The organism is Acinetobacter beijerinckii CIP 110307 (assembly GCF_000369005.1).
GTDB classification, from domain to species: Bacteria; Pseudomonadota; Gammaproteobacteria; order Pseudomonadales; family Moraxellaceae; genus Acinetobacter; species Acinetobacter beijerinckii.
The window spans coordinates 229,721-253,172 of the sequence record NZ_KB849766.1 but is presented as its reverse complement, the minus strand read 5'-3'; the positions used below and the strand labels follow the sequence as shown (position 1 = coordinate 253,172).

23 protein-coding genes are annotated in these 23,452 nt (G+C 38.4%); 7 read left to right on the top strand and 16 right to left on the bottom strand.

Annotated features, from left to right (window positions below; all coding sequences use genetic code 11):
* Window positions 1-23: 23 nt before the first annotated feature.
* From dnaB to ppsA, 11 genes are all read right to left on the bottom strand, one after another.
* Window positions 24-1,469, bottom strand: coding sequence for a replicative DNA helicase (gene dnaB, locus F933_RS14305; protein WP_005062393.1), 1,446 nt, complete (start codon window positions 1,467-1,469; stop codon window positions 24-26).
* A 184-nt stretch (window positions 1,470-1,653) separates the two neighbouring features.
* Window positions 1,654-2,100: a 50S ribosomal protein L9 gene (gene rplI, locus F933_RS14300; RefSeq protein WP_005054662.1), complete on the bottom strand. Its 447-nt coding sequence runs from the start codon at window positions 2,098-2,100 to the stop codon at window positions 1,654-1,656.
* A gap of 12 nt (window positions 2,101-2,112) precedes the next feature.
* The gene (gene rpsR / locus F933_RS14295) at window positions 2,113-2,340 is read right to left on the bottom strand and encodes a 30S ribosomal protein S18 (RefSeq protein ID WP_004648825.1); all 228 of its coding nucleotides are present in this window, start codon (window positions 2,338-2,340) and stop codon (window positions 2,113-2,115) included.
* Between the two features lie 11 nt (window positions 2,341-2,351).
* Entirely contained in the window at window positions 2,352-2,735 is a 384-nt protein-coding gene (rpsF, locus tag F933_RS14290; RefSeq protein ID WP_005054659.1) for a 30S ribosomal protein S6, read from the bottom strand.
* Window positions 2,736-3,066: 331 nt separating this feature from the next.
* Window positions 3,067-3,945 (bottom strand): heme o synthase, encoded by an 879-nt coding sequence (gene cyoE, locus F933_RS14285; RefSeq protein ID WP_005062392.1) that lies wholly within the window; start codon window positions 3,943-3,945, stop codon window positions 3,067-3,069.
* 10 nt (window positions 3,946-3,955) lie between these two features.
* Entirely contained in the window at window positions 3,956-4,285 is a 330-nt protein-coding gene (locus F933_RS14280) for a cytochrome o ubiquinol oxidase subunit IV (protein ID WP_004912170.1), read from the bottom strand.
* Window positions 4,285-4,905, bottom strand: a complete 621-nt coding sequence (gene cyoC / locus F933_RS14275) for a cytochrome o ubiquinol oxidase subunit III (RefSeq protein WP_005054655.1) — start codon at window positions 4,903-4,905, stop codon at window positions 4,285-4,287. The genes F933_RS14280 and cyoC overlap by 1 nt, the downstream gene beginning before the upstream one ends.
* Before the next feature lie 4 nt (window positions 4,906-4,909).
* Entirely contained in the window at window positions 4,910-6,901 is a 1,992-nt protein-coding gene (cyoB, locus tag F933_RS14270) for a cytochrome o ubiquinol oxidase subunit I (RefSeq protein WP_005054653.1), read from the bottom strand.
* Window positions 6,902-6,904: 3 nt separating this feature from the next.
* Window positions 6,905-7,960: a ubiquinol oxidase subunit II gene (gene cyoA / locus F933_RS14265; RefSeq protein WP_005062389.1), complete on the bottom strand. Its 1,056-nt coding sequence runs from the start codon at window positions 7,958-7,960 to the stop codon at window positions 6,905-6,907.
* A 296-nt stretch (window positions 7,961-8,256) separates the two neighbouring features.
* Entirely contained in the window at window positions 8,257-9,018 is a 762-nt protein-coding gene (locus tag F933_RS14260) for an RDD family protein (protein WP_005062387.1), read from the bottom strand.
* Between the two features lie 66 nt (window positions 9,019-9,084).
* Window positions 9,085-11,463, bottom strand: a complete 2,379-nt coding sequence (gene ppsA / locus F933_RS14255; RefSeq protein WP_005062385.1) for a phosphoenolpyruvate synthase — start codon at window positions 11,461-11,463, stop codon at window positions 9,085-9,087.
* A gap of 158 nt (window positions 11,464-11,621) precedes the next feature.
* Between ppsA and ppsR the strand changes: the two genes are divergently transcribed.
* Window positions 11,622-12,458 carry a posphoenolpyruvate synthetase regulatory kinase/phosphorylase PpsR gene (ppsR, locus tag F933_RS14250; RefSeq protein WP_005054643.1) on the top strand — a complete coding sequence of 279 codons (837 nt, stop codon included), beginning with the start codon at window positions 11,622-11,624 and terminating at the stop codon, window positions 12,456-12,458.
* A gap of 369 nt (window positions 12,459-12,827) precedes the next feature.
* On the top strand, window positions 12,828-14,870 hold the full coding sequence (locus F933_RS14245) for a sensor domain-containing protein (RefSeq protein WP_045504287.1): 2,043 nt from the start codon (window positions 12,828-12,830) through the stop codon (window positions 14,868-14,870).
* Between the two features lie 147 nt (window positions 14,871-15,017).
* Here the strand turns inward: F933_RS14245 and F933_RS14240 are convergent, their stop codons facing one another.
* Together F933_RS14240 and F933_RS14235 are read right to left on the bottom strand one after the other, a co-directional pair.
* Entirely contained in the window at window positions 15,018-16,019 is a 1,002-nt protein-coding gene (locus F933_RS14240) for an LLM class flavin-dependent oxidoreductase (protein ID WP_167539098.1), read from the bottom strand.
* Window positions 16,020-16,145: 126 nt separating this feature from the next.
* Window positions 16,146-16,658, bottom strand: a complete 513-nt coding sequence (locus tag F933_RS14235) for a glycine zipper domain-containing protein (protein ID WP_005054637.1) — start codon at window positions 16,656-16,658, stop codon at window positions 16,146-16,148.
* A gap of 245 nt (window positions 16,659-16,903) precedes the next feature.
* Here F933_RS14235 and F933_RS14230 point away from each other — a divergent pair, with 245 nt between their 5' ends.
* A complete protein-coding gene (locus tag F933_RS14230; RefSeq protein ID WP_005062379.1) occupies window positions 16,904-17,617 on the top strand; it encodes a pseudouridine synthase in 714 nt (237 codons plus the stop codon).
* On the opposite strand, the gene F933_RS14225 is transcribed toward F933_RS14230, so the two are convergent.
* The 3 genes from F933_RS14225 to F933_RS14215 form a co-directional block, all read right to left on the bottom strand.
* Window positions 17,618-18,061: a GNAT family N-acetyltransferase gene (locus tag F933_RS14225; RefSeq protein WP_005054634.1), complete on the bottom strand. Its 444-nt coding sequence runs from the start codon at window positions 18,059-18,061 to the stop codon at window positions 17,618-17,620.
* A gap of 98 nt (window positions 18,062-18,159) precedes the next feature.
* The gene (locus tag F933_RS14220) at window positions 18,160-18,468 is read right to left on the bottom strand and encodes a type II toxin-antitoxin system RelB/DinJ family antitoxin (protein WP_005062377.1); all 309 of its coding nucleotides are present in this window, start codon (window positions 18,466-18,468) and stop codon (window positions 18,160-18,162) included.
* A 109-nt stretch (window positions 18,469-18,577) separates the two neighbouring features.
* The gene (locus F933_RS14215) at window positions 18,578-19,486 is read right to left on the bottom strand and encodes a pseudouridine synthase (RefSeq protein ID WP_005062376.1); all 909 of its coding nucleotides are present in this window, start codon (window positions 19,484-19,486) and stop codon (window positions 18,578-18,580) included.
* Between the two features lie 114 nt (window positions 19,487-19,600).
* Between F933_RS14215 and tsaE the strand changes: the two genes are divergently transcribed.
* The 4 genes from tsaE to hfq all read left to right on the top strand — a co-directional run.
* Window positions 19,601-20,077 carry a tRNA (adenosine(37)-N6)-threonylcarbamoyltransferase complex ATPase subunit type 1 TsaE gene (gene tsaE, locus F933_RS14210; protein WP_005062374.1) on the top strand — a complete coding sequence of 159 codons (477 nt, stop codon included), beginning with the start codon at window positions 19,601-19,603 and terminating at the stop codon, window positions 20,075-20,077.
* Entirely contained in the window at window positions 20,067-22,025 is a 1,959-nt protein-coding gene (gene mutL, locus F933_RS14205; protein ID WP_005062372.1) for a DNA mismatch repair endonuclease MutL, read from the top strand. Before tsaE ends, mutL begins: the two co-directional genes overlap by 11 nt.
* Window positions 22,026-22,031: 6 nt before the next feature.
* Window positions 22,032-22,976, top strand: a complete 945-nt coding sequence (gene miaA / locus F933_RS14200; RefSeq protein WP_005062371.1) for a tRNA (adenosine(37)-N6)-dimethylallyltransferase MiaA — start codon at window positions 22,032-22,034, stop codon at window positions 22,974-22,976.
* A gap of 90 nt (window positions 22,977-23,066) precedes the next feature.
* Window positions 23,067-23,452 (top strand): RNA chaperone Hfq (gene hfq, locus F933_RS17445; protein WP_005062368.1); only part of this gene is annotated, 386 nt, incomplete at its 3' end.

The window sequence follows — 23,452 nt, the reverse complement described above, 5'->3', positions numbered from 1 at the left end:
TATAAAATAAAATAGTTTAAATATTATTCGTCATCTTCATACTGAGCATAGAACTCAGGCGATAAATTACTGAAGCGAGTATATTGACCTTCGAAGGCTAAACGAACGCTACCAATTGGACCGTTACGCTGTTTACCGATAATAATTTCTGCTGTACCTGCTTCTTTAGATTCTTTGTTATAAACTTCATCACGGTAAATAAACATAATTAAATCGGCATCCTGCTCGATTGCACCCGATTCACGTAAGTCAGACATTACTGGACGTTTGTTTGGGCGATTCTCCAAACTACGGTTAAGCTGCGATAGTGCAATCACGGGGCAGTGCATTTCTTTTGCAAGTGCTTTTAAACTACGAGAAATTTCTGAAATTTCGCCAACACGGTTATCACCCATACCCGGCACTTTCATCAATTGCAGGTAATCGACCATAATGCAACCGATTTTACCATCATGCATTTTTGCAATGCGTCGAGCACGTGCACGAAGTTCTGTTGGTGGAAGAGCAGAGGAGTCGTCGATGTACAAATGCATTTCTTGTAATTGCAAGATCGTACCTGTCACTTTCGTCCATTCATCTGCATCTAAATTACCAGAACGTAAATGACCTTGGTGTACTTTACCCATGGCTGAAATTAAACGCATTGCAATCGAGTCTGCTGGCATTTCCATAGAAAACACCAAAGCAGGTAAACGATTATATTGCAGAACGCTTTCAACCAAGTTCATCGCAAAAGTAGTTTTACCCATCGATGGACGTGCGGCTACAATAATTAGATCGCCAGCTTGCATACCAGAAGTTTTATTATCGAGTTCTAAAAAGCCTGTGGTTAAACCAGTGATATTTCCTTCTAATTTAGAAAGCTCATCTAGTTTAGAAATAACATCCGCCGTTACAGAGCTAATCGATTTTGGGCCTGAATCTTTTTTATTATTGTTATGCTGTTCTGCTAGCGAGAAAATTTGAGTTTCTGCTAAATCTAGAATTTCACTAACAGGTCGGCCTTTGGTGTCATAAGCATTTTGTAAAATATCACTACTGACTTTAATCATTGCACGTAGTGTTGAAAATTCTTTAATTTTACTGGCATAAGTTTCAAGGTTATAAAAACTTGAAGGGGAATCTGCCATCAGTTGCATTAAATATTCTTCGCCACCAATTGCATCTAACAAGCTTTGTTTGAGTAACCAATCATTTACCAAAACAGCATCATAAGGAGAGTTTTCTTGAGCCAGTTTTTCAATTGCACGATAAATATATTTATGACGTGTAGCATAAAAATCATTTTCTTTGAGTAAGTCACTAACTTGCTCAAAGGATTCAGCAACCGTCATTAATGCAGCTAAAACAGCTTGCTCGATTGCAAGATTATGAGGCGGGGTGCGAAATTCTTTTAATTGACCTGAGTCACTCACTTTACTCTCTGTGTTTGGAGAATTTTTTGTAAAATTGGCATTCGCCTGTGACATAACAAGACCTAATAAAAAAGATGAAACATAACCGAGTGACTATCTTAATCCAAATGGAGGTCAACGCGACAATTTAATTCAGTGAAAATTGTGTAAGTGGTGAAAAATTAAAAGTTGAACTTTATTTATAAAATTTTGACATAAAAAAAGAGCATGTAAAACATGCTCTTTTTCTTTGCAGAAATTACTCAGATACGATAGTAACGAGAACTTCAGCAACAACATCATGGTGCAATTGGATTGCGATGTTGAATTCACCAGTGTGACGAAGCGCACCGTTTGGTAAACGAACTTCTGCACGGTCAACAACAAGACCTGCGTTCGTTAAAGCGTCAGCGATGTCACGAGTGCCGATAGAACCGAAAAGTTTACCTTCATCACCAGCTTTAGCAGTGATAACGATATTAACTTCGTTCAATTGTTCAGCACGTGCATTTGCAGCAGCTAAAATATCAGCTTCTTGTTTCTCAAGTTCAGCACGACGAGCTTCGAAAGCTGAAGTGTTAGCTTCAGTTGCAGCTACTGCTTTACCTTGAGGAATCAAAAAGTTACGACCGTAACCAGCTTTAACTGATACTTTGTCGCCTAATTTACCAAGATTTTTAATGCGTTGTAATAAGATAACGTCCACAGCTCACCTCACTTACTTATGGTTGTCAGTGTACGGAATCAAAGACAAATAGCGAGCTTGTTTAATAGCTAACGCTAATTGGCGTTGATAACGAGCTTTAGTACCTGTAATACGGCTAGGAACAATCTTGCCGTTTTCAGTGATGTACTGTTTTAGAGTGTCGATATCTTTGTAGTCGATATACGCAACTTTCTCAGCTGTAAAGCGGCAGAACTTGCGACGACGGTAAAAACGTGCCATTGAGGTTCTCCTTATTCAGCTTCTGGAATTGCGTGTTGTGCTTCTTCACGTTGAGCTTTACGCGCACGTTTTTCTTCAGCACTTTTAGCAAGTAATGATTCTTCAGTAATTGCATTTTCACGACGGATAATGATGTTACGAATAATTGCATCGTTATAACGGAACAATTCTTCTAACTCATCAAGAGTCGTTTGACCACATTCAACATTCATAAGAATGTAGTGTGCTTTGTGGATTTTGTTGATTGGGTAAGCCAATTGGCGGCGGCCCCAATCTTCTAAACGGTGAATTTGACCTTCAGCTTCTTTGATCTGAGAGATATAGCGTTCAACCATACCTACAACTTGATCGCTTTGGTCTGGATGTACCAATAGTACGATTTCGTAGTGACGCATTGTCAGCTCCTTACGGTTTAAGCAGCCCCTAATTATAAAAATTAGAAGCAAGGAGTCATAACTAAAAGTTATGTCGCAAATTGCGAAGCGCTAATTCTAGACATCTTTGGCTTAAATCGCAAGCAAATTCATATTTTGTCCGCAGTAAACTTTCATGTTGGGACATTCTGTAGAGTTTTAACTACAGATCACAAATAAACTGGAATAAAAGAAGGGTTTGAATAATTGGATATAGCGTAATTTCATTTAGGCAATAAGAATCTAATGTTTTTATTGCACGAAATGATAACAACAGAAGGAATAATAAAAAGACAGAGAAGTCTCTATCTTTTTAAAAAATAGGGAGTAGAGGTGCAGGACTTGAGAATGTAAAGCTAAAGCTCAAACTAATCACAGTAATTAAAATGACTGAAAAAAGAAAAAAACGTTTTGCCCAAAGCTGATCATTATCAGCTTTAAATCCTAAAATACCAATATAAAACCAGTAAATACATAATGCATTGCAAATCACCAAGAAAATAATATTGGTGTATCCATATACATATAAAGCATTCATTGAAAGCGTAAATAAAATCACATAGATCAGTGATTCAATTTTGGTTCTCAGAATAGAACGTGCTACTGGTAAAATAGGCACTCCTGCATTTTTATAGTCGTCAAACCGATAAATTGCAATCGCCCAAGAATGTGGCATTTGCCATAAAGCATATGCAACAAAAATGAGGAGAGCAGCCATATCGAATTGTTGACTTACAGCCGTGTAACCAATAACTGGGGGACTCGCTCCAGAAATACTACCAATCACGGTTTGATGGATTGTGGTACGTTTTGTCCACAAACTATAAAACCCAACATAGACGACGAAACCAATTACAGCGAATAAGAATGCATAAGCATTCACATAGAACCAGAGAATGCTAAAACCAATGACACCTAAAACGAATGCATAAAACATTGCTATAGTAGGGGAGATTGTTTTTTTAACAAGAGCACGGTTCATGGTGCGTTGCATTTTTTGATCGATGTCTTGATCAATTACATTATTTACGACACAACCAGAAGCAACAACAAATGTCGTTCCAATCAGAGTAAGTAATAATAAGAGGAAGTCTATGGAGCCTTGAGCGGCTAAAAAGAAGCCGCCCAAGGTGGTAATAAAATTACCGAAGAGAATTCCTGGTTTAGTCAGGAATAAATACTTTTTCCACATGACAATCAGTTTAGATCATCATGTTGTAGTGTAGGTAATTCATAATCCACACTGAACCAACAAGAAGAACAGCGATACATAGGATTGTGTAGATGAATGCAATCAAGTTCCAGCGTTGTTCTGATGATGTATTCATGTGTAGGAAATACACAAGCTGTACAAGCACCTGAGCAACCGCTGTAATTGCGATTACAGTCATTAAAATACCACGACTAAAACCACCCGCCATCACCATTCCAAAAGGAATGATGGTGAGGACAACAGACAGGATGAAACCAACCGTGTACTGTTTGAAGTTACCGTGTGATGCACCTGCAGCATTATGGTCATGACCACTCATTAGAGAACTCCCATTAAGTAAACGACGCTGAATACACAGATCCAAACGATGTCAAGGAAGTGCCAGAACAAGCTTAAGCAAGCAAGACGACGTGTATTCGGTAGTGTCAAACCATTCTTCTTGATTTGATACATAAGTACGAGCATCCACACTAAACCAGAAGTTACGTGAATACCGTGTGTACCAACTAAAGTAAAGAATGCTGATAAGAATGCACTATGAGTCGGACCGTGGCCAGCATGTACAAGGTGATGGAATTCATAGATTTCCATACCAATGAACGTTGCACCAAATAAGAAAGTAATGAATAACCAAGTAATCACTTGGTTTACATTCTTTTTATAAGATGCAAGAACTGCAAATCCGAATGTTACCGAAGAGATCAATAGGGCAAAAGTTTCGGTTAATACAAAACCTAAAGAATCACCAAAAAGATCTTTCGCACTTGGAGTACCAGGTGGAATATGACTGCTTAATACGGCGAACGCGATGAAGAGTGATCCGAAAAGAATCAAGTCACTCATCAAATAAGTCCAGAAACCAAAGACCGTTAAGTCTGTATCATCATGTTCGTGATGACCGTCATGACCGTGGTTGTCGTGATGAAGTACTTCAGCCATTTCCTTAGTCCTTCTTCAAGTGTTTTTCAAGTAAAGCATAGCGTTCGTTTTCAATGCGCTCAACTTCAGCAGCAGGAACGTAGTAATCAACATTCTTAGTGAATGAGCTTACGATCAAGCTAACAACAGCTGCAACGAATGAAACAACGACTAACCACCAAATATGCCAAATTAATGCAAAGCCAAGCACAGTAATGAACATTGCAATGACAAAACCAGCTGCACGATCAGTCGGCATGTGGATGTCTTCATATTTGGTATCACGAGCGTATGCTACACCATTTTCTTTGTCAGTCCAGAAACGATCAACACCGCTAGCTTCTGGTACATGTGCAAAGTTATAGAACGGAGCAGGAGAAGATGTTGCCCATTCAAGTGTACGGCTATCCCATGGATCGCCTGTATGGTCCATGTTGTCCTTACGTTGTAAGAAACCAACGATGATTTGCATTAGGAAACATGCAATACCGATCGCGATAAGCACAGCACCAAACAATGCAATTGCTAAGTATGGATCCCATTCAGGGTTGTCATATGTATTCAAACGACGTGTCATACCCATGAAACCAAGGATATAAAGTGGCATGAATGCAAAATAGAAACCGATAAACCAGAACCAGAACGCAGCTTTACCCCATGCTTCGTTGAGCTTCCAGCCAAACATTTTCGGCCAGTAGAAGATGATGCCGGCAAACATACCAAACACCACACCACCGATAATTACGTTATGGAAGTGAGCGATCAAGAATAATGAGTTATGTACAAGGAAGTCCGCAGGTGGAACAGCCATAAGTACACCAGTTAAACCACCGATACCGAATGTCACAAGGAAGCCAAGCGTCCATAACATTGGGGTAGTATAGGTGATGCGACCTTTATACATTGTGAATAACCAAGAGAAGATTTTCACACCTGTAGGAATCGCAATAACCATGGTCATAATACCGAAGAACGCGTTAACGTTCGCGCCAGCACCCATGGTAAAGAAGTGGTGAAGCCATACAACGAATGCAAGTACAGTAATTGCAATTGTTGCATACACCATTGACTTGTAACCGAATAACGCTTTACGAGAGAAGGTTGCAACGATTTCTGAGTATAGACCAAAAGCTGGCAATACTAAGATGTATACCTCAGGGTGACCCCATGTCCAGATCAAGTTCACGTAAAGCATTGGGCTACCGCCAAGCTCATTTGTGAAGAAATGGAAGCCGAAGTAACGGTCTAGCGTCAACATTGCAAGTGTACCTGTTAATACAGGGAATGATGCAATGATGAGTACTGCTGTACAAAGAGAAGTCCATGTAAAGATAGGCATGTCCATCAGTTTCATACCAGGAGCACGCATTTTAATGATGGTAACGAAGAAGTTAACACCTGATAAAAGCGTACCTAGACCAGAAACCTGAAGTGCCCAAATATAGTAGTCAACACCAACACCAGGAGAATATTGAATACCAGACAATGGAGGATAAGCCATCCAACCTGTAGCAGCAAATTCACCTAATACAAGTGAAACCATCATCAAACCAGCAGCTCCAGCAAACAACCAGAAACTTAAAGAGTTTAATAATGGAAATGCAACGTCACGAGCACCAATCTGTAAAGGTACAGAGATGTTCATCATACCAACAACAAGACCCATTGCTACGAAGAAGATCATGATTACGCCGTGTGCCGTAAAGATCTGATCGTAATGGTCAGGATGTAGGTAACCTTCACCACCGCCTTTAGCGAGGAAAAGTTGTAGACGCATCATGATCGCATCTGCGAAACCACGCAACAGCATGATTACAGATACAATGATATACATAATACCAATCTTTTTATGATCTACAGATGTAAACCATTCTTTCCAAAGGTAGCCCCATTTCTTAAAATAGGTAATACCACCAACAACCGCAATGCCACCAAGAGCCATCATGACCATGGTAACGAGTACAATCGGCTCTGTTGGGATAGAGTCCCAACCTAATTTGCCAAAAATCATATCCATGTCTTATTCCCCTTGAGCAGCGTGTTCAGCTGCAGCATGAGTTTCTGCTGTTGCATGTCCAGCAGCAGAGTGGTCAGCACCGTGATAGTTACTCATGTAATAGTTGATGATTGTTTCAAACAATTTTGGTTCAACTGATGAGTAATACGTTACAGGGTGTGGCTTATTTGGGAATGGTTTCATTGCTTCAGCTTTAGCGATAGCTTCTTCATCACCCGCAGCTTTAGCGCGGTTAACAAGAATTTCGATCTGATGTTTAGAACGATCACCATCTTTAAGTGTTGCTAATTCAGCTTGGTCAAGTGTACCTTTTTGAATCGCTTCAGCATTAATGCTTGTACCATTACCAGCTTTTACAGCTTCAACCCACTGTGCAAATTCTGGTTCAGTCACGCTGTGTGCTTTAAAGCGCATTTGTGAGAAACCATAACCTGAATAGTTTGCTGAGAAACCACGGAATACACCTGGTTCATCTGCTAATAAGTGAAGATGAGTTTGCATACCCGCCATAGCGTAGATTTGCCCACCTAACTGTGGGATGAAGAACGAGTTCATCGTAAAGTTAGACGTAATCTTGAAGCTAATAGGCGTTTGTTCTGGGAAACGTACTTCGTTTACCGTTGCAATATTTTGCTCAGGATAGATAAAAATCCATTTAAACTGTTCAGCGACAGCTTGAATAGTTAATGGTGCTTTATCTGACTCTAACGGACGGTAAGGGTCGTACTTGTGGGAACCCCACCAAGTTAACCAAGCTAAAATACCAATAATAATGACAGGAACACCCCAAACAACGATCTCAATTGTCGTAGAGTGTGCCCAAGTAGGTTTATAGTCTGCATCTTTATTCGATGCGCGATATTGCCAACCAAACCATAATGCCATTACGATTGATGGAATTACCACCAACAGCATTAGATAGATCGCAGTCATCATCAGGTCACTTTGACCTTGACCTACTGGACCTTTATTGTTTAGAAGTACCATATCACCGCCACACCCAGTCAAGAGTGCAGCCATCGTAGATAAAGACAATACAGCTAAAATCGTTTGTCTCATTTTACAACCTCGGTGAAGAGTCCCATTCCCTAATTAAATTATGGGATAGCGATTAAAGTGTCGCATGATTGATAAGAATTTTTTGTGAAATGCTTAGCAATCATGCGACACCGCTACGTTGTTGGGCATTATGCCTCATATTGAAAAACTAAGCTACACATAACAGGGTCAGAAATACTTGTTTTAAAACCCGATTTATTTTGTAGGGTTATTGTTTGGTAGTATGTTTTTCTTTTAGATATCAATTTAATATATAAAAAAGAGGATTAAATCCTCTTTTGTTTATTGATTTGTGATTATTGCTTTACGACCTTGGTTTTTGCCAATTTATCGTGCAATGTTTGACGATTTTTGTTGAAAACGAAGAAAGTATAGTCAATAAGTGTAATAAAAGGCATGAATAATAAATTGAGAATAATGAACAAGACACTTCTTAGCCAAAACGCACGAATGCTATTCACCTGTGTATTTTGTTCTACATCAACAATTTTTATTTTCGCTATTTTCTTACCAATACTTTGCCCTGACTTCGCAATAAAGAAGGCTTGAATCATGAGCATGATAATTAGATAGGCAAACATCGTCATCCATGCTTCATTTGGAATGAGCTGCATCAACTGCTGTTGTAATTCGACAGCTTTAGTCGAGGCCATTTGGGTGGCTTGTAGCTGTTTCTGAATATCAAATAGCTCTTGATATTGGCTTTCATTAAAGAAAAATGATGGAATTGCAGCCATCGGTAACCAAAGCATTAAATCTAAAATTTTGGCAAGTGCGCGTGAGTGAAAAGCAGCAAGCTCAGGTGTCTTTTGTTCCACTTTTATATTAAAAGAGGCTTTTTCTGTTTCATTATTAATTTGCGTACTGAAAGGAGAGTATCCTACAGGTTCGTAAACAAGTTTACCTTGTGTTAATTCACCAAGTGTTTTCCATTCAGTCATACCTTCATGCCAAACAAGATCGGTAAGTAAAACCTGTTGGCTGGTCAGCATTTGGTTCACTTGTTCTAAACTATATGGTCCAGCTTGTTGATTGTTACGAGCCAAGTAAATTTGCATAATAAAAAAATCTCAATGACTAAAGATGAAAAAAGACCCCACGGAAGGGTCTTTTTTTATAAAAGATTAGGCTTTTTTGATCTGCTCTTCAGCAAGGAAGAACCACGTGTCAAGGACAGAATCTGGATTAAGTGAAACAGATTCAATACCTTGCTCCATCAACCATTTAGCTAAATCTGGGTGATCTGAAGGACCTTGTCCACAGATTCCGACGTATTTTCCTGCTTTACGGCAGGCATGAATAGCCATCGATAATAAAGCTTTGACTGCTGGGTCACGCTCATCAAACAGATGTGAAACGATACCAGAGTCGCGGTCAAGACCCAGTGTAAGTTGTGTTAAGTCATTTGAACCAATCGAGAAACCATCGAAATGCTCAAGGAATTGCTCAGCCAATAATGCATTGGTTGGTAATTCACACATCATGATGACTTTTAGGCCATTTTCACCACGTTTTAACCCATTTTGAGCAAGCAGCTCAATCACACGTTTCGCTTCAGAAACTGTACGAACAAATGGAATCATAATTTGAACATTGGTTAAGCCCATTTCATCACGCACTTTTTTTAATGCACGACATTCAAGCTCAAAACAATCACGGAAGTTGTCAGATACATAACGACTAGCGCCACGGAAACCTAACATTGGGTTTTCTTCTTCAGGTTCGTATAACTTACCGCCAATTAAGTTCGCATATTCATTTGACTTAAAGTCAGACATACGCACAATCACAGGCTTATTTGCAAAGGCAGCGGCGAGTGTTGAGATACCTTCGACTAACTTTTCAACATAAAACTCAATCGGAGAAGTGTAGCCAGCCGTACGTGTCATTACAGCAGCACGTGTTTCACGAGGAAGGCTTTCGATGTTTAATAATGCTTTTGGATGCACACCGATCATACGGTTGATGATGAACTCAAGACGAGCAAGACCAATCCCTTCATTTGGGATTTGAGCAAAATCAAATGCACGGTCAGGGTTACCCACGTTCATCATAATTTTGAACGGTAGTTTAGGCATTGAATGAATTGAATTACGTTGTACTTCAAAGTCTAACGCACCTTCATAAATAAAGCCTGTATCACCTTCAGCACAAGAAACAGTTACTTCTTGGCCATCAGTTAATACTTCTGTTGCGTTACCACAGCCAACTATGGCAGGTACACCAAGTTCACGAGCAATAATTGCTGCGTGACAAGTACGACCGCCGCGGTTTGTGACAATCGCAGCAGCACGTTTCATTACTGGTTCCCAATCTGGATCAGTCATATCAGATACAAGTACATCACCATCTTGTACTTTATCCATTTCCTTGATTGAAGTCACAACACGTACGCGACCTGAACCAATACGTTGACCGATTGAGCGTCCTTCACAGATGACAGTACCGCGCTGTTTTAACAGGTAGCGTTCCATTGTGCCAACATTTTGACGACTTTTTACAGTTTCTGGACGCGCTTGTACAATATAGATTTGACCGTCATCACCATCTTTTGCCCACTCAATATCCATTGGTGAGCCGTAGTGTTGTTCAATAATTAATGCTTGTTTAGCAAGCTCATGCAGTTCATGATCATTCAAAGCAAATTGTTGACGTTCTGGTTTTTCAACATCAACCACAACCACTGATTTGCCTGCAGAACCTTCTTCACCATAAATCATTTTTTGGTGTTTAGAACCAAGGTTGCGGCGTAAAACAGAATGTTTGCCATTATTGAGTAGTGGCTTAGATAAATAGAATTCGTCTGGGTTAACTGCACCCTGTACAACCATTTCGCCTAAACCATACGATGCAGTAATAAAGACTACATCACGGAAACCGGATTCTGTATCAAGTGTAAACATGACACCCGCAGCGCCAGTTTCAGAGCGAACCATACGTTGAACGCCAGCAGAAAGGGCAACAACACTATGTTCAAAACCTTGGTGTACACGATAAGCGATCGCACGGTCATTATAAAGTGATGCAAAAACTTCTTTAATCGCAATAAGAATATTATCAATACCGCGAATATTTAAAAAGGTTTCTTGTTGACCTGCAAATGAAGCGTCAGGGAGATCTTCTGCAGTTGCAGAAGAACGTACCGCAACAGCAATGTCTGGGTTGCCGTTTGAAAGTGCTGCAAAAGCCTCACGAATTTCTTGTTCTAATGTTGTAGTAAGTGGAGTATCAACAATCCATTTACGAATTTTAGCGCCTGTTTCAGCAAGTGTAATAACATCGTCAACATTTAGCTGTGCAAGTTCAGCCTGAATACGAGCGTTTAAGCCGCTTTGATCCAAGAACTCACGATAGGCAGCTGCAGTTGTTGCAAATCCACCAGGTACCGATACGCCAGCATTTGATAAATGGCTGATCATTTCACCCAAAGATGAGTTTTTCCCACCTACGAGTTCGACATCGTGTTTTCCTAATTTTTCCAGACCGATTACGCGCGCTTCCAAAGTATTTACTCCACTTTTTTTGCAGTATGAATGACCATCATTGGTATGAAATTATACGAATGTGCTTAGATTTAGCGTTTTACTAAGCGACAGCCATGTTAGATGAGTTTACTATAAAGATTATAGAGCACTAAGACAAATGTTTAAGGAGAATTTTGATGCCCGAAAGTAAACAAATTAAACGGAGTGTATTCTTTATTTCAGATGGCACAGCAATCACTGCAGAAACCCTTGGACATTCGCTACTTGCGCAATTTCCAAACGTTGATTTTGATATTCATATCATGCCTTATATCACTACAGAAGAGGCGGCAATGAATGTTGCTGTAGAGATCAATGCGTGCCAGAAACGTGACGGTTCTTTACCACTTGTTTTTGATACTTTGGTCGATCCAGATGTACGTGAAATCATTAATACTGCTAAAGCCGTAAATTTGGATGTCTTTGAAGGCTTAATTAGTAAATTAGAACAAGAATTGGGTACACCTCCAACAACATTGGTGGGTCAAACGCATGCAGTAACAGATTCCGAATCTTATAAAGCACGTATTGATGCAGTTCATTTTGCACTAGATAACGATGATGGTGCGCGCACTCGACATTATGATAAAGCAGATCTTATATTAGTTGGAGTGTCTCGCTCAGGCAAAACACCAACTTCGATTTATTTATCATTACAATTTGGTATTCGAGTCGCAAACTATCCTTTGACCGAAGAAGACCTAGATGACAATCGCTTACCTGCGGTACTCAAAGAGCATAAAAATAAACTCTTTGGTTTAATGATTGATGCAGAGCGTTTAGTTGCTATTCGTAGTGAGCGAAAAGCGAATAGCCGTTATGCCAGCTTTAGTCAATGCCAAATGGAGTTGCGTGCGATTGAGGGTATCTATATCTCCGAGGGGATTAAATATTTGAACGTGACGGAGATGTCGATAGAGGAAATCTCTACACGAGTTTTACAGATGACAGGTCTGAAGCGACGTATTGGTTAGTTTAATTTGGCTAAGTGAATCCTTATTTGACTTAGCCTTTCATACGAAAAATCACATAAAATAACGTGTTTTTATTTTAATCAAAAACTTAATATCAAAGACATACGTCACTGATGAAATCATAACTTTTTGAATTTATTTTAAAATTTAAATTACTACAAAATATGACTATTGGGTTGTGTGTTTTAGTGATAATTACATCACATTTTGATATGATATGTGTGAATTAAAACCTATTGTGAGCATCGGTATATGACTTTGCTTTTGGCTAGTCATTTTTTAAATGAAGAGTTCCCTAAAGAAATAAAATCTTTGGAGTTGCATGACACAAATGTCAATGCGACTAGGGCTTTTCGATGCTTTCAAGAAATGAGTGATATTGAAAAAAACGTTTTTGATAATATCCCCAGTTTAGTTTGGTTATTGACAGAACAAGGCGATGCTTATTTTTTCAATAAATTAAGCCAAGAATATATAGGCGCACAAGAATTACATCAATTGATCAATGGCTGGGATAATGTAATTCATCCAGAAGATTCAAAATTATATAAAAATGAATGGTTACAGGCTTTCATTCATAAAAATGAATTTCAATTTGAATGCCGAATACAACATCATTCTGGTACATATCGATGGTTCTTGTTGTCCGCAAAATTTATTGAAAATACAAATGTTGAAAAAAAATATTGGTTCATCAACTGTGCAGATATTCATGAAACTAAGCGACATCAACAGAACTTAGTCAAATGTATTGACACACAAACCAATATGCTTGATACCAGTATCGATTGTATTAAATTACTTGAAGTCGATGGAACACTTTTACATATCAATAAATCAGGCTGTACCGCATTAAATATATCTGAAAACAATAAACATTCTGGGATGAAATGGGTTGATCTTTTACCTGCGGAGATTCGCTCAAAGGCAGTACGTGCTTTAAAGGTTGCCGCGCAGGGTAAACCATCACGATTTCGTGGAATGAGTACAAGTGGCAATAAAAAGCAGTATTGGGATAATTTACTGACACCTATATTTAATGATACAGGCGAGACGTTGCGTATCTTATGTATTTCTCGTGATGTAACTTCGCAAAAAGAAACAGAAATGCGGCTTCAAATTGCCAGTGAATTAGATGAATTAACTGGGTTGTATAATCGTCGTTTTTTCAAATCTCAGCTTAAACGTACTTTGCTTAAACATAAAAGCAATAAAAAGCGCTTAGGTTTAATGCTGCTTGATTTAGATTATTTCAAACATGTTAACGATACTTTGGGTCATGCCGCAGGTGATCATTTACTCAGAATATTATCAAAGAGAATAGAGAACATACTTCCCGCCAATACTTTTGTCGCACGTCTTGGCGGAGATGAGTTTGCAATTGTTGTAAACGAGATTGAAGATGGAAGTGATCTCGAAAAAATAGCAATTGATGTCAATAAATTGTTAGATGCACCGATTACATATGCTGGAAATTTAATTAACGGAAGTATGAGTATTGGTTGTGCAATTTATCCACTTGATAGCAAAGATTCATCTACATTAATGAAATGTGCTGACACTGCATTGAATGATTTAAAAGCCACAGGACGAGGTGGCTTTCGCATGTTCAATTCTCATATGCTAGTCGCTGCTCAAGATGTTGCAATCCAGCTTAATAAAGCACGTCATATCATTCGTGATGATCTAATTATTCCGTTTTATCAACCTAAAGTCAGATTGTCAGATGCTAAAGTAGTCGGGTTTGAAGCTTTATTGCGTTGGCAAACATCAGATAATCAGGTTCATTTCCCAAAAAATGTTGAACAAGCTTTTCAAGACTATGTTTTGGCGACAAGAATAAGTGATGCAATACAAAACAAAGTGTTCGCGGATATTTCAACTTGGATGAAGCAAAAACTTCAACTTGTGCCAGTTTCAATTAATGCTGCACCAGTTGAGTTTCTGAAAGATAATTATGCTGAGCGTTTATTGCATCGTTTAAGTCAATATAAAATTCCACATCATCTGATTGAAATTGAGATTACTGAACAAATTTTGGATGATCGTGGTTCAGATTATGTGGTGAGAGCATTAACTCTATTGAAACAAAATGGAGTGCGAATAGCACTTGATGATTTTGGTACAGGTCATTCTTCTTTAACCCGCTTAAGAGACTACCCAGTTGATTGCTTGAAAATTGATTGCGATTTTATTAGACGAATGAACCATGATCCTGCCATTTCAGCAATCGTAGAAGCAATCGTTGCATTGGGGCCAAAATTATCCTTAGATATTGTTGCAGAAGGTATTGAAAATATAGAGCAATTAGAGTTGCTTAAATTATCTGGTTGTACTATTGGTCAAGGGTTCCTATTTAGCCAAGCCGTAAGTCATCAACAAGCGACCTTGATGTTAGGCAAAACAGTATAATTTTGAGATATTGTGATTTGAAGTTGCTGTTTTAATAATTGAAAATAAATGAAATATTCAAAGTCATCATCAATTAATGGTGATGCGGTTAGTCTGACAAGCAAGTCGCTAAAATTAAATAACAACCTACTTGCCTGTAAATTGAATTTAGTTCTGTTTAATATCCATTAACAAGCTAAAGTTATCTAAACGTTTCTGTGTATCGTAAATATCACAGGTGAATATAAATTCATCTACATCATATTGTGCCGCAATTTGATTTAAACCTGATTTAACCGTTTCTTGAGAACCAATTTGCGCCATCGCATAAAAATTTTGAATCGCTAATTGTTCAGCACTGCTTGCGAGACCTTGAGTCGATTCAATCGGTGGTTTAAGTTTTAAACTGTGACCACGAATTAAATTTAAAATTCTCTGATAAGAACTTGTCGCTAAATATTGAGCTTCATCATCCGTTGCAGCCACAACTGTTGGGATGCCAATTGACACATAAGGTTTATCTAAATATTCAGATGTTTGGAAATTATCACGATAAATCTCGATCGCTTGACCTAACATTCTTGGAGCAAAATGAGAAGCAAAAGAATAGGGAAGTCCTAACTTTGCAGCTAATTGAGCACTGAATAAACTTGAGCCAAGTAGCCAAACAGGGACATGAGTATTTTGCCCTGGCGTAGCTATAATTTTTTGATTCGGTTGCGGCGCTTTAAAGTATTGCAAAATTTCCATTACATCTTGTGGAAATTGATCTTCGGTTTCTTGGCGACCACGACGTAGTGCACGCATTGTCATTTGGTCTGTTCCTGGCGCACGACCTAAACCAAGTTCAAAACGATTTGGGTATAGTGTCGCTAGGGTCCCAAATTGTTCTGCCACCACTAGCGGCGCATGGTTTGGTAACATAATACCGCCTGAACCTAGACGAATACTTTGAGTATTTGCCGCAATGTATCCGAGTAAAACGGCTGTAGCAGAACTGGCAATCCCATCCATATTGTGATGCTCAGCGAGCCAAAACCGTTGATAACCTAAATTTTCAGCATGTTGGGCGAGTTCAAGTGCGTGAAGGAGTGAAAACTCAATACTTTTATCATCACGAACTGGCGCGAGTTCTAGGATAGAAAACTTTATATCTTGTAGTGATTTCATCATCAATTCTCAAAATCATATATCGAAATAATACGATATGAATTGTATTTTGTATATCGATTTTAATCGATATTTATATTTAACCAACAAAAAAGCACCCGAAGGTGCTTTATACAAAACAATCTATTATCGGTTTTTATACCAGCCACGATGCAAACCATTGTCATGACGATTTTTATGACGAGAGTTGTAGTAACGGCGATCATCATAAGAACGACGATTATCGTAACGGCGGTCATAGCGACGATCATCGTAACGGTTATCAGCATCTCGATCTTGTCCAACCTTTTGACCTAATGCCGCACCACCTGCCGCACCGAGAGCTGCACCAATATAACCACCATTGGTTCCAGCTACATTACGACCAACTGTATATCCACCTGCACCACCTAAGCCTCCACCGATTGCAGCTTCAGTACGATCACGCTTGTTACTAGATGCCGCAGCACCACCAGCACCACCAATGGCTGAACCAATCATGGCACCTGTTTGTCCGCCTAATTGTTGCCCAATTGCTGTACCTACAACACTGCCTAGAGCAGAAGTAGCAGCAACACGTGTCGCGTTATCAGCATATGTGACTGTTGCCATCGACGAAGTTGCTAAAATAAGGCTGCATAACCATATATTCGATTTCATAGTGAAACTCCTTATCCATCTATCTGGACAATATTTTTTTGCTTGTGACAAATTTAACAAGATTTTCTAGTGAAAATATGGAGCGCAATACTACGATTGAGAGAGTTTAACGATGGTTTTGTAGGTGTTCTATTACAAGTGAAGAGATTGTGAATAAATTATAAAAACAGAGAATGAATAAGCAACAGCCAACGGTGCATCTAGGAATCGAGTACAATAGTTGTAGTTCGGATTAGGATGCAATTATGCTGCTGGAAAAAATTTTACAATCGCAAGGTTTTGGTTCAAGAAAGTATTGTCAGCAGTTAATAAAAAATGGTTCTGTCGAAATTGATCATCAGGTCTGCGATAATCCAAAGCAGAAAATTCATACTGATCAACTCTGTTTTCAGGTATTTGGTGAAGAATACCAATATAGAGAGCAGGTCTATATTGTTCTTAATAAGCCTCAAGATTACGAATGTTCCCATCAAGCAACGCATCACAAAAGTGTCTTTAGTTTATTTCCTGAAATTTTGCTTCATCGTGGTATCCAATGTGTTGGTCGTTTAGATCAGGACACAACAGGTATGTTATTACTCACGGATGATGGTCAATATTTACAAGCTTTGACCAATCCACGTAAGCACGTGCCCAAGGTTTATCACGTTACTACAGCTGATCCTATTACACTGGATCAAAAGCATGCTTTAGAGATTGGAGTAGAGCTTCGTAATGAAAAAGGGGTGTTTGCTGCGACTGATGTCGAATTGATATCAACTCATCAACTATCCATGACCATTCATCAAGGTGTGTATCATCAAGTTAAAAGAATGCTCGCAGCTGTTGGGAATAAAGTTGAGGCTTTGCATCGACATCAAGTCGGTTTACTTGAATTACCAAAGTTAGCGGAAGGAGAATGGGTGTATTTAACTCCTTCGCAAAAACAGTTAAGCCAAAACATAGTTGTAGATAAATGATTATTTTAAAAAACAATGAAAAGTTTTAAATTCACTATCTTGAATAAAACCCATTTGTTCATAAAGTTGATGGGATTGATAATTATTTTTTTGCGTTTCAAGGCTAATCCGTTGCGCGTTTTCATGGCGTGCAAACAGAATGGCAGTATCAATCAACTGTTTTGCAGAACCTTGTTTACGGTATGAGGGTGTGACATAAACGTCATCTAAAATGTAATAGGTTTCACAAGCCACAGAAGAAAATGCAAGATAAAGTAATACAAAGCCAGTAAATACATCATCTTTAACATGGATGAAAATAACACTGTCTTTATTATCGAAACGATGTTTTAAAAATTGATAAGATTGTTCAATATTTGATGATGCCCCATAGAATTGGCGGTATTCATCAAACAAGACAGCAAGCTGATGGAGATCTTCCTTTATTGCTCGTTTAACAATCATTCCTGTTGATCCTTACATTTATAATTTTATTTGGACTGTCAGGATAACGAAAAAAATTCAGCTTAAAAAATAAAAACTTGTTTATAAATGCAACATTGTTAAGTTTTGTCACTTTCACCGAGAAGAGCGTTCAACTCTTCAAATAAATCTTCGTGATCATCTTCAATATCTATGGCAGATGGATTTTCTACTGCATTCGCAGCTTTAGATTTACGCAGTTTAAGTAACTGCTCCATATTGATATTTTGATTTTCAATTGCAAATGGAATTGATTTAGTCAGTACAACTTGTTTAAAGAAAAGACGAACTGCTTGAGCAGGGGATATACCCAATTGCTTAAAAACGGCAAAAGCCTGCTTTTTTTCCTGTGAATCTAGGCGAACCTGATAAACTTCTGTTTTTCGCATGAATATTTAAACCAAATATTTATATTTATCGTCATGTATTTTAAACGATCGTAATGTAATTTCAATATTTTTGCAGTGAAAAGTGGATTTTTTTGTCATTACGTTGTGTTTACAATGAAATTTCTTGAAGTGAGCTAAAGTTCATTTCTTGATTTGTAAATGGATCTATAAATTGAATTTGCTTGGCGAGTAGTTGTAGCGGTTGACTAAAATCATCATCAGCCTTGTGTTTAACCTTTGGATAAAAAGCATCATTAAGGATGGGAATCCCTAAAAAATTCAAATGCACTCGCAACTGATGTTGTTTTCCCGTTTTTGGTTGTAGTTGGTATTTTGCATAATTTTCATTATGTTCAATGATAGAAATAATAGTCTCAGTATTACTTTTTTTCTCAGGATTGATTTGCATGGTGTAAAAAGGATGTCCTTTTTCTAAATGCAACTCAAGAGTCAAAGGAAAATGAATCTCTGATCTATATTCTGCAATCGCATGATATGTTTTCTGAACTTTGCGCTCTGCAAAAAGTTGTTGGTATGCATTTCTTGATGATACTTTTTTGCAGAATAACACAACGCCTGCTGTTTCACGGTCTAGTCGATGTATTGGCGTTAAATCGTCATAGCCAGTTTGCTTTTTTAATCGAACCAGTAAAGTTTCTTGAACATATTGACCTGTAGGGCTCATGGTCAAAAAATGTGGTTTATCAACAACAAGCAAATCATCATTTTCAAATAGAATTTGATGCTTAAATGGCACATGTATTTCATGCGCCAGAAAACGATAATAATAAATGTGGGTATTGGGAGTGTAGACACTATTTAATTTTAATTTTTCTCCCTGCGCAGAGTAGATTAACTCATCCGTAAAACGCTGTTGCCATTCGTTAACCTGAATATGTGGAAAGTGCTGGCATAAGTAATCAAAAATAGTCACTGCTGAAACATCATTGGGCAAAAAGACTTTACTTGCACTGACGCCATTGATTAATGGCGGTGTAAACTCAATGATTGATGGCATACAACGAAATCAACTTAATAAAATGATGTAATAAAACACTTTAAAAGGACTTTATTAGGCTTTAAAGCAGGGCAATGTTATCATAGCTGCCATCCCAATTTTGTTTTATTTGCCATGTCGTATTCAGTGAAATTTACTCTAAATCATGAACAAGACACTCAACATTTTGCACAAGTACTTTCAAAGCAAGTACATTCAGGGATTATTTATTTAATCGGTGATTTAGGTGCTGGGAAAACAACTTTTACACGTTATTTTCTACAAAGCCTTGGACATCAAGGTTCAGTAAAAAGCCCAACTTATACCTTGGTTGAGCCGTACACCATACAAGGCAAAGAAATCTTCCATTTCGATTTATATCGTTTAGACGATCCATATGAACTTGAATTAATGGGAATTCGAGATTATCTAGATACACCTGACGGGCTTTTTTTATTTGAATGGCCGTCAAAAGGTGGTGATGAAATTCCGCAACCTGATGTTGTGATTGATATTCAAAAGTCTGATGATGAATTGATTCGATTAGTCACTTTAACTGTAAATTCAGAATTGCTAGCACAAACGTTGCAGGAACAATTGAATGGTGCATGATTCAAAGCGTCGTATTCATACTCTCGATGCTGCTTTAGCGAACCAAATTGCTGCAGGTGAGGTGATTGAGCGTCCCTCATCTGTAGTCAAAGAATTATTAGAAAACTCGATTGATGCTGGAGCGACTGAGCTGATTATTCGGGTGGCACAAGGTGGTTCGACATTAATTGAGATTATTGACAATGGTCAAGGTATTCATGCAGAAGATTTACCTTTGGCTGTGATGCGTCATGCCACTAGCAAAATTCAAACAGCTGAGGATTTACATGCAATTGTGAGTTTGGGGTTCCGAGGAGAAGCTTTAGCCTCGATTGCGGCGGTATCTCGTTTAACGTTAACCAGTAGTCAAGATGAACAAGGCGTAGGCTATCAAGTTGAAGTGAATGGAACGGCTTTTGATCACCAACAAATCCAAGCTGTTGCAGCGCAAAAAGGTACGCATATCCGTGTGCAGGATTTATTTTTTAATGTGCCAGCACGTCGTAAATTCTTAAAAAAACCAACCACAGAATTTAATCATATTGAAGAAATTGTTCGCCGTTTGGCTTTAACCCATTTCGATATTCGTTTTGTATTGGAGCATAACGATAATATTCGTTTAAACCTGCCTGTCGCTGATAGTGGTGAATTACGTTATCAGCGGGTGCAACAGTTATTGGGGCAGCAATTTATTCAAAATGCTTATTGGATTGATTCTGATAGTATCAATATGCGTTTGTCTGGATGGTTAGGGCACCCTTCGGATGCCCGTGCGCAAGTTGATATGCAATATGTTTATGTAAATGGACGTATTGTCAAAGATAAAACCATTTCACATGCTTTACGCATGGCTTATGACGGGATTTTGCACGGCCATCAACATTCTTCTTATCTCTTGTTTTTAGAAGTTGATCCTGAAAATATTGATGTGAATGTTCACCCAACTAAGCACGAAATTCGATTTTTAAATCAGCGTGAAGTACATGAGTTTGTACGTCATTATGCCAAAGCAACTTTGTCTCAATTTCAAACTGCGAGCGCAGATTTAGCTCAAGCTATGAAATCGGATCACAATAGTGCAGAAAACGCTAATCATCAGCCTCAACCTAAATATCAAGAACAATTTAATTTACACCGTGCGGCATTAGAGCAAGAACCAAAATTAAATCAGCAATTAGACGTATCAACAGATTTACTGGATGAGTTTCAAAAAAGTCGTCCTCAAGCAGTTCAATATCATTCATCGCAAGCACAACAGTCCCGTTATAATAATTCTGCTCAACTAAATAATGCTTTAAAAACCTATTTAGCACCTTTACGTGAGGAAGAAATTCCTCCAAATACTGAAATAGACGATCAAGCTTTGTCTTCTCGCGTAGATGAATTTCCATTAGGTATTGCGATTGCACAACTTCATGGCATTTATATTTTAGCTCAAAATACAGAGGGCTTAATTATTGTCGATATGCATGCAGCGCATGAGCGTATTTTGTTGCAACAAATGAAAACTGCTTGGGATAAGCCCGAATTTTGGACTTCACAACAATTATTGATTCCGAAAATTGTATCGATTACCCGTATGCAAGCCACTCGTGTTGAAGATTTACAATCGCAGTTACAACGCTTGGGTTTGGAAATTGATCAATATGGTGATGATCAGGTAATTGTACGCGGCGTGCCTGCCATTTTGCATAAAGCAGATTTTGGTAATTTAATTCCTGAACTATTAAATGATCTTGATCCCAATGATGAAGCGAGAGGCTTGCTGCAAAAACGTGATGAATTGTTAGCAGGTATGGCATGTCATGGTGCAGTACGTGCTCATCGTCAACTTAGCCTTTCAGAAATGAATGCCTTATTACGACAAATGGAACAAACCGAATTTGCGAGTCAATGTAACCATGGCCGTCCGACTTGGCGTGCTTTTCCATTAAATCAACTAGATAAATTATTTGCTCGAGGAGAGTAGTTTTACATGTCAAATCAATTGCCCGTCATCAATTTAATGGGACCTACCGCAAGTGGTAAAACAGCATTGGCATGTGAACTCTATGAGCGTGGTAATTTTGAATTGATTTCTGTTGATTCAGCACTCGTCTATAAAGACATGGATATTGGAACAGCTAAACCTACACAGGAAGAGCAAGCACAATATCCACATCATTTGATTGATATTATTACACCTTTAGAGGTGTATTCAGCCGCACAATTTGTTGAAGATGTTTGTCCATTAATTGATGAAATGCATGCTCGTGGTAAAACCCCGATTTTAGTGGGAGGAACGATGCTGTATTTTAAATCTTTGTTGGAAGGTTTAGCCGATAATTTGCCTAATGCTGATCAGACAATACGTGATGAAATAAATACGAAAGCTGAACAACAAGGCTGGCAAGCTGTGTATGATGAACTTATTGCAGTTGATCCTATTGCAGGTCAAAAATTTAAAGTTTCTGATAAACAACGAATTATTCGCGCATTAGAGGTTTATAAAATAACTGGTCAGCCAATCACTACATTACAAGCTGAGCAACCAAAAAATCAGCCTTATCGTTACACATTTCATAACTACGCTTTGATGCCAGATCGGGTAGAATTACATCAACGCATAGAGCAAAGATTGAGCAAAATGTGGAGCATTGGTTTTTTAAATGAAGTGGAGGAATTAATTAGAAAATACGATTTAGATGATAATTTACCATCCATGCGGTCTGTTGGTTATCGCCAAGCTTTAGAATTTTTATTAAAAAGTGACTTGAGTCTCAAAAGTAAATTAGAAATGGAGAATAAGTCGCTATTTGCGACACGACAACTTGCAAAGCGTCAATACACATGGTTACGTTCTTTGCAAGAATTACACGATTTTAAAACTTACGTGACGATAAAGCAGGCGAAAGAAGACTTGCGAAACTTCTTTGGATAAAGCAAAATTCGCAAACTGTCTTTTTATAATTTTTAGTTGAAAAATAAAGATAGTTTTTTTGCGCTGATTTAAAAATTTTTGGAGTTAAAAATGTCTAAAGGTCAAACTTTACAAGATCCGTTCTTAAATTCTCTCCGTAAAGAACGTATTCCAGTTTCTATTTTCCTTGTGAACGGTATTAAATTACAGGGTCATATTGAGTCTTTTGATCAATATGTTGTTTTATTAAAAAACACTGTAAGTCAAATGGTTTATAAACACGCGATTTCTACTGTTGTTCCTGCACGCAACCCTCGTCCAGCTGGTGCTCAAGGTACTGCTGGTGGCTTCCCAGCTCAAGGTACGACTGGTGGCTTCGGTGGTCAAGGTACGACTGGCGGCTTCGGTGGTCAAGGTGGCGGCTTCGGTGGTCAAGGTGGCTTCGGTGGTCAAGGTGGTGGCTTCGGTGGTCAAGGCGGCTTCGGTGGTCAAGGCGG